This window comes from Streptomyces sp. NPDC127092 (genome assembly GCF_042722475.1).
Taxonomy (GTDB): Bacteria; Actinomycetota; Actinomycetes; order Streptomycetales; family Streptomycetaceae; genus Streptomyces.
Map to the genome: position 1 here is coordinate 1 of NZ_JBHXFE010000077.1, position 14279 is coordinate 14279.

Below are 14279 nucleotides of genomic sequence, written 5' to 3' on the forward strand. Positions count from 1 at the left end.
CGGCAGGGGTGCCCGCGCCGCCCGCCGTGCCGCCGCGGGCCGTCCCGGCGCCCGGCGGCGCCGGTCCGGTCGCCGCGTGGCTGGACGCGCCGCGGCCGGAGGCGGGGCCGGGGATCTGGCGGTTCCGGCACGTGCCGCCCGGCCCCGAGGGGCCCGAACGGCTCGCGCCGGTCACCATCGCCGGGATGCTGATCCCGGTGGCCATCGGACTGCTCGCCTGGTCCGCCTGGCGCTCCGAGGTCTTCCCGTACAAGCCCGAGTTCCTCTGGCTGCTCACGCCGAGGGAATGGTGGTACCCGGCCACCACCGCTCCCGTGGACTGGCACGGCCAGGCGGCCCGCGCCATGTACGACGGCGTGTTCCTCCTCGTCCTCGTGGCCGCCATCGGCTTCCTCGGCTCCTGGCGCACGATCGTCCGGCACTACGTCGGCCGGTTCCGCCCCGGCACCCGCGCCGCACTCGCGGGCGCCATGGCCCTCGGCACCCTCGTCCTCGTCTGGCCCGAGGCCTTCGGCCTCGACTGGGACCCGCTGCCCGTCGTGTCGCCCGCGCTCGCGCTCGTCGCCCTGCTCACCGGCGGGTTCGACGTGTTCACCTCACCGTTCGTCGTCTACACCCTCTACACGCTGATCACCCTCCTCGTCCTGTGGCCGTTCGCCCGGCTCGGCGACTGGAAGGGCCTCGTCCGCGCCCGGCGCGCCCGTACCGCGGCGTCCGCCGCCGCCCAGGCCGCGCCCGCCGCGCCCGCCGGGCCCGTCGTCCCCCGCTCCCAGTGGCCCGAGCTCCGCGAGGCGGGCGAGGCGCAGGCCGCGGACCTGCTCGCCGCCGCCGTCGCCGACGGCCGGATGAACGACGTCGACTGCGCCCGCGTCCGGCGCGCCTGGCAGGACACCCGCCACGACGCCGTGCGCCGCACCGCCCTGGTCGGGAAGCTGCTCCGCGACGGGCCGGCCGCGGGCGGCCACCCGTCCGGCGACCGCGACCTGCCCGGCCGGGCGGCCACGCACGACCTGCTCCTCGGCCAGGTCCGCGTCGGGCGGTACCCGGCCGGCGAGCGCACTCCCCGCGACTACCACCAGGCCGGTCTCGCCCTCGACCCCGGGCTCCTCGCCACCTCGCTGCTCGCCGTCGGTCCGTCCGGATCCGGCAAGACCCGCTCCCTCGTCGCCCCGGTCGTCGAGTCGCTCACCCTCCAGGCCCTCGCGGGCGGCTGCTCCGTCGTCGCCGTCGCCGCGGCCGGCGCGCCGCTCGGCCCCGACGGGGCCTACGACGTCGTGATCCGGCTCGGCGACCCGTCCTCTCCGTACGACCTCGACCTCTACGCCGGGGCGACCGACCCCGACGAGGCCGCCGCCTTCCTCGCCGAAGGACTCGTCGGCGACATGGAGGGCGTGGAGACCCGCCGCGCGGCCACCGTCCTCGCCCAGCTCATCGGCCCGTACCGGGCCGCTCACGACCGCTTCCCCACCGTCCCGGTGCTCCGCGAGCTCCTGGAGGCCCGGCCCGAGACCCTGCGCACCCTGCTCGACCTGCTGCCCGAGGACGCCGCCGCCCAAGCGATGCGGCGCGAGCTGGAGTCCCGGATCCGCCAGGTCGGCACCGCGACCGACCTCGGCCCCGTCCTCGCCGACCGGCTCGCGGCGCTCGACCGGCCGGTGTTCGCCGAGTTCTTCGGCGGCGGCGCGGACGGCCGCCCGTTCTCGCTGCGGGCCGTCGCCCAGCACCCCGTACGGGTGCGGATCGGCCTCCCCGACGGCGCCCACGAGGAGGCCGCCCGGCTCCTCAACCGGCTGCTGCTCGCCCAGTTCCAGTCCGTCGTACGGGACCGGGACCGGGACCGCCCGTCGCGCGGCCACTTCGCCTGCCTGGTGCTCGACGACGCGGCCGGCGCGCTCACCCCCAGGACCGTGCGGGCCCTGCAGCGGCTGCGCCCGCAGAACGCGGGCGTCGTCCTCGCCCTCCGTACCCTCGCGGAGGTGCCGGCCGCGCTGCACGGGCCGCTGCTCGCGGTGGTCGGCTGCCGGATGGCCTTCGCGGGCATCCCCAACTGGGACGGCCGGGCCTTCGCCGAGGCGTGGGGCACCGAACGGGTGGAGACCACCGAGGTCGCCCACCACACCGTCTTCGCCGACCAGCCGATGACCCGGGCCTTCCACGCCCTCCGCAAGCTGATGACCGGCAAGGCCGTGACGACGGAGGCGGTGACGGTGCGCGAGGTCGAGCGCGAGCGCTGGTCCGCCTCCGACCTCGCCCACGCCGTGCCGCCGGGCCACGCCGTCCTGTCCCTCACGCACGTCGAGGGCGAGCGCACCCCGCCGCTCCTGGTCGACCTGCGCGGCTGAGGACGGCGGGCGGGACCGGCCGGGGCAGGAGGAGGCGGCGGCGTACGGGCGAGGGCGGGGCCCGGTACGGGCTGGCAGAATCAGGGACACGCCGCCCCCGACGGGCGGCCGCCTCCCCATCCGCGCGACCCCCCACCCCGACGCGCACCTCCCTCCCCAGAACCTCAAAGGTCCGACGGTCCCCAAATGCCGCCCACCCTCGCCTCGCTCGTCCAGCACTCGGCGCTCAAACTCACCGTCCGTGCCGGTGAGGACCGCCTCGACACCCCCGTGCGCTGGGCGCACGTGAGCGAGCTCACCGACCCCGTCCCCTACATGGAGGGCGGCGAACTGCTGCTCACCACCGCCCTCACGCTCGACGCCGAGGACCCCGAGGCGATGCGGCGCTATGTGCGGCGGCTGGTCGGCGCCGGTGTCGTCGGCCTCGGCTTCGCCGTCGGAGTCAACTACGAGGACATCCCGGCGGCGCTGCTCGAAGCGGCTCGCGAGGAGCACCTGCCGCTGCTCGAAGTGCCGCGGCGGACGCCGTTCCTCGCCATCAGCAAGGCCGTCTCCGCGGCCATCGCCGCCGACCAGTACCGGGCCGTGACCGCCGGATTCGAGGCGCAGCGCGAGCTGACCAGGGCCGCGCTCGCCGAGGGCCCCGACGCCGTCGTCGCCCGGCTCGCGGCGCACGTGGACGGCTGGGCCGCGCTGTACGACACCTCCGGCACCGTGCTCGCCGTCGCGCCCGAGTGGGCGGCGCGCCGGGCCGCCCGGCTCACACCCGACGTCGAACGGCTCCGGGAGCGGCCCGCGCCCGCGAGCGCCGTCGTCGGCGGCACCGACGACCGGGTCGAGCTGCAGTCCCTCGGCACCGGGCGACGGGTCCGCGGGGCGCTCGCGGTCGGCACGGGCGCACCGCTGGGCACGGCCGAGCGCTACGCCGTGCACTCGGCGATCGCCCTCCTCACCCTCACCACGGAACGCTCCCGCTCGCTCCAGGCCGCCGAACAGCGGCTCGGCGCGGCGGTGCTGCGGATGCTGCTCGCCGGCCAGCCGGACCACGCACGGGCCGTGGCGGGCGACCTGTACGGCGGGCTGCTCGACGCCCCGTTCCGGCTGCTCATCGCCGAGCCCGTCGCGTCGGCCGAGCCGAAGGAGGGCGAGCCGCCGCTCACGGCGCTCGCCGAGACGCTGGAGGCCGCGGCCGCCCGCGCGGGCGAGTCGGTGCTGACCGTGCCGGAGGGCCCGGAGGGCGGGGAACGGCTGGTGGTCCTGGCCGGTGACGGCGGAGCGGTCGTCACCGCGTGCGAGGCGTTCGCCACGCGCGAGGCGGAGGAGGCCGGCCTCGTCGTGGGGCTCTCGGCCCCGACCGGCCCGATCGCCGCGGCCGCCGCCTACAAGCAGGCCGAGCAGGCGCTCTCGGTGGCCCGGCGGCGCGGCCGCGCCCTGGTCGAGCACGAGGAACTGGCGGCCGGCTCCGTCCTGCCGCTCCTCGCCGACGACGCGGTCCGCGCCTTCGCCGACGGCCTGCTGCGCGCCCTGTACGAACACGACGCCACCGGCCGCGGCGACCTGGTCGCCTCCCTCCGCGCCTGGCTCTCCCGCCACGGCCAGTGGGACGCGGCCGCCGCCGACCTGGGCGTCCACCGCCACACGCTGCGCTACCGGATGCGCCGGGTGGAGGAGATCCTCGGCCGCTCGCTCGACGACCCGGACGTGCGGATGGAGCTGTGGCTGGCGCTGAAGGCGACGGGCGACGGCGGCACGGGCCCGCTCACGAAGGGGGAATGACGGGGAGTCGCCGCCGTTGTGGGCCCGGCCTGCCCGATCCCGGGCAGAATTGTTGGTCTGCGCGCCCCTGACTGCCTAATCTCCTGGGCATGACAACCCCCGCCGCAGGTACGGCTCCCGAAGCCCCGGACGCCCCGTCAGCCGGTCCCGCCTCCGCAGCCGCCTCCGCCTCCGACCGCCCCGCCCGCCGGATCCCCGGCGCGGTGTGGGCGGCGCTCGGGATCGTGTACGTCGTCTGGGGTTCCACGTACCTCGGCATCCGGGTCGTCGTCCACGACCTGCCGCCGTTCCTGTCCGCGGGCACCCGCTTCGTCACCGCCGCCGTGCTGCTCGCCGGCGTCATCGCCTGGCGGCAGGGTCCGGCCGCGCTCAAGGTGAGCCCGCGGCAGCTGGCCTCCGCGGTCGCCGTCGGCCTGCTGCTGATCCTCGGCGGCAACGGGCTCGTCGTCCTCGCCGAGACGTCCGTGCCGTCCGGGCTCGCCGCGCTGCTGGTCGCCGTCGTCCCGGTCTGGGTCGTGGTCCTCAAGGCGGTCTCCGGCGACCGCCCGAGCCTGGGCGGGACCGTCGGCGTGCTGCTCGGGCTCGCCGGACTCGCGGTGCTGACGCTGCCCGGACTGAGCGGCGAGGTGCAGCTCGGCGGCGTCCTGCTCGTCGTCGTCGCGGCCCTCAGCTGGTCGGTCGGCTCCTTCGCCTCCTCGCGGATCCCGATGCCCGCCAACCCGTTCACCGCGAGCGTGTACGAGATGCTCGCGGGCGGCCTCGCGGGCCTCGGCGTCGGCCTGGTCCGCGGCGAGCAGCACGGCCTCGACCTGGCGGCCGTCCCGGGCAGCGCCTGGTTCGCCCTCGGCTACCTGATCGTCTTCGGCTCGCTCATCGCCTTCACGGCGTACGCCTGGCTCCTCCAGACCGCGCCCGTCTCGCTCGTCGCGACCTACGCCTACGTCAACCCGGTCGTCGCCGTCGCTCTCGGCGCCCTGATCCTGAACGAGTCCCTGACCTGGTCGATCGCACTCGGCGGCGCGATCGTGGTCGCGGGCGTCTGGGCCATCGTCTCGACCGAGCGCCGCGGGTGATCGACCGTCGCCTAGGCTGACGAGGTCACGACAGCGTCGACCGGGGGAGAGCGGCATGGCGGCACGAGGCACGGGCGGCGCGGCGCGGTCGTCGGCGGGATCGCGGGGACCGCTGGTCGCCTGGCTGGTGGTCCTCGGTGTCCTGCTCGCCCTCGGCGGCGGGCTCGCCTCCTGCGTGGCCTCCGAGACCGGGCACATGCCGGGCGACTCCATGGAGCGCGTCTGGGACACCCCGTACGACAAGCCGGCCGCCCCTTACGGCAACGCGGCCTGGCTCGTCGGCGACACCGTCGTCCGCAGCCGCTTCGACGCCGTCACCGGCTTCGACGCCCGGACGGGCGCGCGCCGGTGGGAGTACGCCGTGCCCGGCCGGGCCGAGATCTGCGCCACCAGCGGCGGCGGCGCGGCCACCGGCGACACCGCCGACGCGGTCGCGCTGATCGGCCTCATGGACCCGGGCGCGGGCGGCCAGGCCCGCCGGGCGGGCAAGGGCTGCGCCACCGTCGCCGCGATCGACCTCAAAACCGGCCGTGAGCTGTGGCGCACCACCCGCACCCCGGGCGACACCGACCCGGAGGACGCCACCGACGTCCTCGCCACCGGCTCCGGTCTCGCCGTCCTCCGTGACGAGGACGCGCAGTGGGACGAGGACCCGGGCCGGCGCACCCGGCCCGCCCTCCCGGGCGACCGGGCGCTGCGCGCCTTCGACCCGCGCACCGGCGCCCCGCGCTGGAAGGCCGCCGTGCCCGAGGGCTGTGTCCCGCGCGCGGTGGCCGTCGCACCCGAGCGGGTCCTGGCGGCCCTCCGGTGCGCGACCGAGGCGAAGCTGGCCGCTTTCGACCCGGCCACCGGCAAGGAGCTGTGGACCACGGCGCTCGGCGCCCGGCGGCCCGTCGACCCGAAGGCCGTCGTGTCCTTCCTGTCCGCCGAGCCGACGGTCCTCATGGTCCAGGACGCGGTGCCGCACGGCCTCCACGCCTTCGTCGGCTTCGGCGCGGACGGCCGCCGCCAGGGCGAGTTCCAGCTCGGCGGCGGCGCCCAAGCCGCCGCGGACGGCAAGGTCTTCGACAGCTCCGGCAGCGGCGTCACCGCCGTCGACCCGGCCACCGGCAAGGAGCTGTGGACCTCCGAGTCCTGGGGCTCCTGGCGCGAGGCCACGGCCATGCACGCGGGCGGCGGCCGCGTCTCGGTCTTCACCCGCTCGCGGAAGGGCCTCGACGAGCTCTACGTCTTCGACGCGGCCACCGGCGAGGAGGTCGACCGGCGCACCTTCGACCGCGACACCGACGACGGCAACGAGGAGCTCGCGGGTCTCTTCCGGCACGAGGACCTCTGGATCGCCGCCCGCTGGAGCCAGGGCGGGCAGCGCCCCTTCTCCGCCTACCGCACCTGGTGACGCGGGCGTACGACCCGGCGTACCGCACCTGACGACCCGCGCACCGCCGCGTACCGGGCCCGGTGGCCCGTTACCAGTGCTCCAGCGGGTCCCGGCCGCCCGGCGGCCGGCGCCGCCCCGGGCCGCTTCCGCCAAAGCGGACAGGAGTTCCCGGCCACCACTCCACACCGGACAAGCCCCCGCTCGCCCGCTTCGCCCTAACGTGTCACAAGAGCGCGAGAGCACCCCCCTCGCACCCTCCAGCGATGCACCGAAACGGAAAGGGCCGGTACGCGATGACGACCACCCACGCCTTCTGGCTCGCCGGCCGCGAGGCCACCGGCGAGGCCACCTTCGACGTCACGAACTCGTACGACGGACGTCTGGTCGGCAAGGTCAGCGTGCCCACCGAGGCCCAGGTCGAGGAGGCCGTCGCCGCCGCGCACGCCGTCGTCGACGAGTTCGCCGCCACCCCGGCGCACGTCCGCGCCGCCGCCCTCGACCACGTGTCGAAGCGGCTCGCCGAGCGCACCGAGGAGATCGCCCAGGTCATCTCCGCCGAGAACGGCAAGCCGATCAAGTGGGCCCGCGGCGAGGTCGGCCGTGCCGTCTCCGTCTTCCGGTTCGCCGCGGAGGAGGCCCGCCGCTGGAACGCCGGCGAGGCCCAGCGCCTCGACACCGAGGCCGGCGGCGCCGGCCGGCTCGCGCTGACCCGCCGCATCCCCAAGGGCGTCGTCCTCGGCATCGCGCCGTTCAACTTCCCGCTGAACCTCAGCGCCCACAAGGTCGCCCCGGCCATCGCCGTCGGCGCCCCGATCATCCTCAAGCCGGCCCCGTCCACCCCGATCTCCTCCCTGATCCTGGGCGAGCTGCTGGCCGAGACCGACCTGCCGGCCGGCTCCTGGTCGATCCTCACCGTGCCGAACGACCGCATGCCCGCCCTCGTCCAGGACGAGCGCCTCCCGGTCATCTCCTTCACCGGCTCCGACAAGGTCGGCTACGCCATCCAGGAGTCCGTGCCCCACAAGCACTGCACCCTGGAGCTCGGCGGCAACGCCGCCGCCGTCGTCCTCCCGGACTGGTCCTCCGAGGCCGACCTGGACTGGGCCGCGAGCCGCATTGCGACCTTCTCCAACTACCAGGGCGGCCAGTCCTGCATCTCCGTGCAGCGCGTGATCGCCGACGCCTCCGTCTACGACCGCCTGCTGCCGAAGATCGTCGCCGCGGTCGAGGCCCAGGTCACCGGTGACCCGGCGGACGACGCCACCGACGTCGGCCCGCTCGTCGACGAGAACGCCGCCAAGCGCGTCGAGGCCTGGGTCGACGAGGCCGTCGCGGCCGGCGCCAAGCTGCTCGCCGGCGGCAAGCGTGAGGGCGCCACCTACGCCCCGACCGTCCTCACCGACCTCCCGGCCGACGTCACCCTGGCCCGCGCCGAGGTCTTCGGCCCGGTCCTGACCGTCGCCAAGGCCGACGGCGAGGCCGAGGCCTTCGCCGCGGTCAACGACTCCGACTTCGGCCTCCAGGCCGGCGTCTTCACCCACGACCTCCAGGCCGCCTTCCGCGCCCACCGCGCCCTCGAGGTCGGCGGCGTGATCGTCGGCGACGTCCCCTCGTACCGCGCCGACCAGATGCCGTACGGCGGCGCCAAGCGCTCCGGCGTCGGCCGCGAGGGCGTCAGGTACGCGATGGACGACTACACCTACGAGCGCGTCCTGGTCCTGACGGGCCTGGCGCTCTAGGCAACCCGTACGGACCAACGCGTCCGTACACGCGAGACCGGCGGTCCGAGCCCACTGTGCGGGGGCTCGGACCGCCCTTTTGTCCCCTCATGACCTGCTCGCACGTGTGGCCTGTTCTTGTGCACTCACGGGAACCGGGTGCGGAGCAGGCGCTGCCGGGACGCGGCTCGCCCGCTGTCAGCGCGGGCCCGGAAGGCGTGGTCGGGGCCTGTGGGCGTCCGCGAAAGTCAAGCGGCCAGCACTCCCCCGAAGACGGGAAGGTTGCGCAGCACCGTCCAGAGGACGACCACGACGAGGGCCATGCGCGGCGCCCACCGCCGGGGGGCGCCTTTCCGGCCGCTCCTGCCGGTGACGGCGCGCAGCCAGACGACCGCGGCGCACGGCAAGAACGCGACCAACAGCAGGTTGTAATCGGCCGCTGCTGTCAGATGGGCGTGAGTGAGCTGATGGAGTGCGCGCAGACTGCCGCAGCCCGGACAGTCGAGGCCCGTGAGGGAGTGGAACGGACAGCTCGGGAACCGTCCTGGCCGGGTGGGGTCCACGAGCGCCACGACGACGGCGACCGCTGCGAAGATCGCCGCGCCCAGCCAGGCGTCACGGACGGTCTTCCGCATCGAAGCCCGGGGAGCCGGCCCGAAGGCCCGGAGGCGTGGCGATGTCACGGTGTCGGCGTGGTGTTCGTGCCCGGATCAGTGGCGAAGCCGATGGCCAGGAGGATCACCCACGCCAGGCAGCCGGCGACGACACTCACGATGACGTAGAGCCTCGCCTTCCGCGACGACTCGGCGGCTCCCGCGAAGTCACCCGCGGTCCACTTGCCCTGGACCTGTGAGGCGAAGACGATGGCGGCGATCCCGGTAGGCAGGAAGCAGAAGAGCGTGACGAGGATGGCCGGGGTCAAGTAGGAGTTCGGCGCTCCCCCGCGGCCTCCGTAGGGTGCCGTTCCCCACTGCTGCTGGTGACCCTCCGCCCGAGGTGGAGGTGACGTAGGAGGCGGGGGTTGCGAGGGCGGGGACTGCTGCGGTGCGATGAACGGCTCCTGCCAAGGGGTCTCCGGACCCCAGTTCTCGTCGTCGTCGTGAGGCGGAGGTTGGTGTCGGTCTGCCATGGCTGTGCACCTCTCTGGATCCGTACCCCTCAGGCAGGGGTCCACATCGCGCGTCGGGAGTCCCAGATCCACCGGTCGCCGCGGGCGTCCAGACGGACCGCCTGCTCGTAGGCCCGTTCCGGCAGATCCGCAGTGAAGGTGACCCGGCCGCCGGTCGCCGACTCGAACACCACGCCCTCGGGCGCCTCCGCTCCTTCCGAGCGGCCTACCAGAAGTCGGTCCACGAAGGTCTTCAACCCCTTGTGCGCCTCTTCGGCGAGGAGCTGGAACAGGGTGCTGAGGAACGGCTGCAGGACGGCGGTCGTCACCAGGACCAGAACGATGTCGGCCGCCCCTCTCCGGGTGGGCCGCAGCATGCAGGTGGTGGGGACCCCTGCTTCGCGCAGTGCATCCTGCCCTTCCAGAGCCGGGGCGGCGGGGAGCGATGATGGCCAGAAGATCTCGACCTCGGGATGTGCCATGACTTTCTCCCTCTATCCCCGGTGGGATAGCGTCCAGCGCTCGACGGCACCCGCCCTGGTACCCGTCACCAGGCCTTTTTCACCGTCGAGGAAGGCCAGCCCTGCGAGCCGGTGCGGCAGCTTCGCCGCGATGGTCAACTCGCCCGTCTTCAGGTCCCACAGGGTGACCGTTCCCTCGTCGTCGGAGATGGCGAGTGCCGAGGAGCCGGCGGAGAAGGCCAGATGGGAGGGTTGGCGCCCGTACTCCGTGCACCGGAGGAGACGGCCGTCCCAGGACCAGAGGCGGACCCTGCCGTCCGTGCAGCCGGTGGCGAGGACGTGTTCGGTGAGCGCGAGGCAGATTACGGGGTGGGCATGCGCCCAGGTCATCACCGGCTGCCCGCGCACGTCCAACTGGCGTACCATCCCGTCGCCGGTTGTCACGACCACGTGCCGGTCACCCGGCGCGAAACGAAGGGGACCGAGCCTGCCCCGGCCGCCCTTGCGCTGCCAGGCTTTGGGCTCCTTCCCCGGCCACGCCGCCAGATCCCGCACCCGGGCACCCCACGCGTTGTAGATGTAGATGCGGTCCCGGACGGTCGCCGCGAGCCAGTGGCCGTCCGAACTGATCGCCACAGCATCGCCCGCTCCGTCCATGTTCATCACGCGTACCGGTGTGGCGGTCTGGAGGTCCCACACGACCACCGTGCCGTCGTTGTGCCGACTGGCCACATGCCGTCGCCAAGGGCCCCAGGCCACACGGACCGGGTTTTCACGCTGCACGGGCAGGCACTGCGTGACCAGCCCGCCGTGGTCTCCGTCCACGATGCGTACCACGCCGTCACCACACGCGGCGGCAAGGAGGCCGAACGGTCCGAGCGCCAGGTCACTGCACGGACCGATCTCCGCGAGCAGAGTCCGGTGGAAGAGGCGGGGTGTTCGCCTGGGGGGCGGCGGCGCGGGGGGCGGTGGCACGTTCACCGTAATCCGCGGTTGCGGGCCCTGTGCGCTCGGCGGTGCGTCCGGCAGCGAGAAGATCCGGGTTTCATCGGATGCGAGGAACAGCACGGGAGTGGCCCACTCGAGGCTGTCCAGGTTCATCTTCACGTCTTCACGCGCGAGGGTCACCGCCCGGTCGACCGGAACGCCTGCGGCGATCCGCTCGTAGAACGAGGAGGCGAAGACGAGGGCGGCCCTGTCGGTGATCTCGTACTGCATGGCGACCACTGCCGGAACGCCCGCACGTACGAGATTGGCGGCGGTGCCCGCGAAGACGTCCTCGGACCCGCTGACCGCGGATTCACAGGAATTCAGTACGATGAGACGCAGATTAGGGCTGTCCGCGATCAGTCTCTCGAAATCACTGGCATATATCTTCTTGGCAGTCCCGTCGGCACCGGACAACTGGATGTATCCGGCATTCCTTTCCTCGTCGAATCCGCCGTGGCTGACGCAGTGCAGGACGTGCCACGAACCGAACCGCAGCTCCTTCGCCAGATCCTGCCATTGATCCCCGGGGAGCCAGTGGACGTCCACGTTGTCCGAGCTGCACTGCTCGAGTGCCTGCGATATCTGCCGCTCCTCCCCCTTTCCGTCCAGCAGGGGAAGATCGCGCGGATTCGCCGAGATGCCCAGTACGCGCAACGGCAGGGTCAGGGGCAACGGGGGTACCGGGTTCATCAGCCGCAGGTACCGGACGATGGGGACGCGTAGCGCGAGGTAGTCATCGCGGGACGGATCAACGAGGTATTCCCACGGAATGGATGCAATATGCGGGCCGTTCGTGCGCAGCAGGATCCGCACCGGAACGCCCTGCTTTCGCGCCTCGCGGCGGCACAGGTCGAACTGGAGGAGAATATCGTTCCGGAAGAGAGTTTGTGTGAGTCGTTCGCCAAATTCCCGGACCGGTCTTTCCTCGGCGGGAGCGCCGCGCACGAGCAGGGAGCTGTACGACTTGGCCAGCGCAAGCTCCACCCGGGAAAGGGTGGACTGGAGTTCGGTCTCGGAATAGGGTGCCGGCACGCGGATCAGCGCTTCGCCGCATTCGGAAGCGCACGACACGATCCAGTTGGTGTCGGCTTCAATAATTTCGAGCTGGAACGGGAGACCCTTCACCGAACCCACCTCCGCCCCCGGATACAGTTCACACCCGATATTTCACGGCGTCCACCCAGGGGGCCCGGGCGCATTGCGAGGGCCACGGATAAGGGGACAGGTCTTGGGGGCCGGGTGGGGCACCTGGGCGACGATCCCTCGCAGGAGCGTCGGACAAGATCCGGAGCATGGTTGCGGATCTCGCCGCGGCCCCGGTCGTCGGGAGGACGTCCCGCGAACGCTCCCTCCGTCTTTCCGAACCCACCGATATCGGGTACGACGGACGAGTAGCACCTGCGTGACGCCAGGCCGATCAGGCTCCCGACGAGCGGCGAGGTGAGCTCCTCATGTCCGCACCCACCCAGCGGCCGCCCAAGGTGACCGAACGCGAGGCCCGGCAGGTCGCCGAGGCGGCCCGCCAGCAGGACTGGCACAAGCCGAGCTTCGCGAAGGAACTCTTCCTCGGACGCTTCCGCCTGGACCTCATCCATCCGCACCCGATGCCCGCCGACGAGGACGTACGGCGCGGCGAGGCCTTCCTCGCCAAGCTGCGGGCCTTCTGCGAGACCGAGGTCGACGGCGCCCGCATCGAGCGCGAGGCCCGCATCCCGGACGAGACCGTGCGCGGCCTCAAGGAACTCGGCGCGCTCGGCATGAAGATCGACCCGAAGTACGGCGGGCTCGGCCTCACCCAGCTGTACTACAACCGCGCCCTCGCCCTGGTCGGCTCGGTGAGCCCCGCGCTCGGCGCGCTGCTCTCCGCCCATCAGTCGATCGGCGTACCGCAGCCGCTGAAGATCTTCGGCACGCAGGAGCAGAAGGACGCCTTCCTGCCCCGGCTCGCCCGCAGCGACATCTCCGCCTTCCTGCTCACCGAGCCCGACGTCGGCTCCGACCCGGCCCGGCTCGCCACCACGGCCGTGCCCGACGGCGACGACACGTACGTCCTGGACGGCGTGAAGCTGTGGACGACGAACGGCGTCGTCGCCGACCTCCTCGTCGTCATGGCCCGCGTGCCCGCCTCCGAAGGCCACAAGGGCGGGATCACGGCCTTCGTCGTCGAGGGCGACTCGCCCGGCATCACCGTCGAGCACCGCAACGCGTTCATGGGCCTGCGCGGCCTGGAGAACGGGGTCACCCGCTTCCACCAGGTGCGGGTCCCCGCCGCGAACCGCATCGGCCCCGAGGGCGCCGGCCTCAAGATCGCGCTGACCACCCTCAACACCGGCCGGCTCTCCCTGCCCGCCGCCTGCGCGGGCGCCGGCAAGTGGTGTCTGAAGATCGCCCGCGAATGGGCCGCCGAACGCGAGCAGTGGGGCAAGCCGGTCGCCCGGCACGAGGCCGTCGGCACCAAGATCTCCTTCATCGCCGCCACCGCCTTCGCCCTGGAGGCGGTCGTCGACCTCGCCTCCCAGATGGCCGACGAGGACCGCAACGACATCCGCATCGAGGCCGCCCTCGCCAAGCTGTACGGCTCCGAGATGGCCTGGAAGATCGCCGACGAACTCGTCCAGATCCGCGGCGGCCGCGGCTACGAGACCGCCGACTCGCTCGCCGCCCGCGGCGAGCGCGCCGTCCCCGCCGAGCAGGTCCTGCGCGACCTCCGCATCAACCGGATCTTCGAGGGCTCCACCGAGATCATGCACCTGCTGATCGCCCGCGAGGCCGTCGACGCCCACCTCGCCGTCGCCGGCGACATCATCGACCCCGACAAGCCGCTCGCGGACAAGGCGAGGGCGGGCGCCCGGGCCGGCGGCTTCTACGCACGCTGGCTGCCGCGACTCGTCGCAGGCCAGGGACAGCTCCCGGGCGCGTACGCGGAGTTCGGGGAGCTCGCCACCCACCTGCGGTACGTCGAGCGCACCAGCCGCAAGCTCGCCCGCTCCACCTTCTACGCCATGTCCCGCTGGCAGGGGAAGATGGAGCTCAAGCAGGCCTTCCTCGGCCGGATCGTCGACATCGGCGCCGAACTCTTCGCCATGGCCGCCGTCTGCGTGCGCGCCGAACTCCTCCGCACCACCGGCGCCCACGGCCGCGAGGCCCACCAGCTCGCGGACGCCTTCTGCCGCCAGGCCCGGCTCCGGATCGCGGAGCTCTTCGGCCGCCTCTGGTCCAACACCGACGACCTGGACCGCAAGGTCGTCGACGGCGTCCTGGCGGGCTCGTACACCTGGCTGGAGGAAGGCATCCTCGACCCCAGCGACGACGGCCCCTGGATCGCGGACACCACCCCCGGCCCGTCGACGCAGGAGAACGTCCACCGCAAGATCACCTGAGCCCCGACCGGAGGCGGCCCGCTGCGGGGCGGCCCGCCTCCGGCCCGGCGGCC

The 14279-nt window shown here is 73.4% G+C and carries 10 protein-coding genes; 6 read left to right on the forward strand and 4 right to left on the reverse strand.

All coding sequences use genetic code 11. The annotated features are described in order from the left end of the window. Window positions 1-8 precede the first annotated feature (8 nt). The 5 genes from ACFWJO_RS36410 (at window position 9) to ACFWJO_RS36430 (ending at window position 8308) form a co-directional block, all read left to right on the forward strand. The gene (locus ACFWJO_RS36410; protein ID WP_386872325.1) at window positions 9-2342 is read left to right on the forward strand and encodes an ATP/GTP-binding protein; all 2334 of its coding nucleotides are present in this window, start codon (window positions 9-11) and stop codon (window positions 2340-2342) included. Window positions 2343-2528: 186 nt separating this feature from the next. After that, complete coding sequence (locus ACFWJO_RS36415; protein ID WP_386872312.1) at window positions 2529-4118, forward strand: PucR family transcriptional regulator; 1590 nt, start codon at window positions 2529-2531, stop codon at window positions 4116-4118. A gap of 89 nt (window positions 4119-4207) precedes the next feature. After that, the gene (locus ACFWJO_RS36420) at window positions 4208-5191 is read left to right on the forward strand and encodes an EamA family transporter (protein ID WP_386872313.1); all 984 of its coding nucleotides are present in this window, start codon (window positions 4208-4210) and stop codon (window positions 5189-5191) included. Between the two features lie 55 nt (window positions 5192-5246). Continuing rightward, window positions 5247-6587: a PQQ-binding-like beta-propeller repeat protein gene (locus ACFWJO_RS36425; RefSeq protein ID WP_386872314.1), complete on the forward strand. Its 1341-nt coding sequence runs from the start codon at window positions 5247-5249 to the stop codon at window positions 6585-6587. A gap of 275 nt (window positions 6588-6862) precedes the next feature. Next, window positions 6863-8308: an aldehyde dehydrogenase family protein gene (locus tag ACFWJO_RS36430; RefSeq protein ID WP_386872327.1), complete on the forward strand. Its 1446-nt coding sequence runs from the start codon at window positions 6863-6865 to the stop codon at window positions 8306-8308. Window positions 8309-8535: 227 nt separating this feature from the next. On the opposite strand, the gene ACFWJO_RS36435 is transcribed toward ACFWJO_RS36430, so the two are convergent. From ACFWJO_RS36435 to ACFWJO_RS36450, 4 genes are all read right to left on the reverse strand, one after another. Continuing rightward, the gene (locus ACFWJO_RS36435; RefSeq protein WP_386872315.1) at window positions 8536-8922 is read right to left on the reverse strand and encodes a DUF2752 domain-containing protein; all 387 of its coding nucleotides are present in this window, start codon (window positions 8920-8922) and stop codon (window positions 8536-8538) included. Between the two features lie 44 nt (window positions 8923-8966). After that, the gene (locus tag ACFWJO_RS36440) at window positions 8967-9209 is read right to left on the reverse strand and encodes a CD225/dispanin family protein (RefSeq protein WP_386872317.1); all 243 of its coding nucleotides are present in this window, start codon (window positions 9207-9209) and stop codon (window positions 8967-8969) included. A 236-nt stretch (window positions 9210-9445) separates the two neighbouring features. Beyond that, window positions 9446-9877, reverse strand: coding sequence for a hypothetical protein (locus tag ACFWJO_RS36445; protein WP_386872319.1), 432 nt, complete (start codon window positions 9875-9877; stop codon window positions 9446-9448). A gap of 12 nt (window positions 9878-9889) precedes the next feature. After that, window positions 9890-11971: a CHAT domain-containing protein gene (locus ACFWJO_RS36450; RefSeq protein ID WP_386872321.1), complete on the reverse strand. Its 2082-nt coding sequence runs from the start codon at window positions 11969-11971 to the stop codon at window positions 9890-9892. Between the two features lie 326 nt (window positions 11972-12297). On the opposite strand from ACFWJO_RS36450, the gene ACFWJO_RS36455 reads away from it, so the two are divergent. Continuing rightward, complete coding sequence (locus ACFWJO_RS36455) at window positions 12298-14226, forward strand: acyl-CoA dehydrogenase family protein (protein WP_386872323.1); 1929 nt, start codon at window positions 12298-12300, stop codon at window positions 14224-14226. Window positions 14227-14279 lie beyond the last annotated feature (53 nt).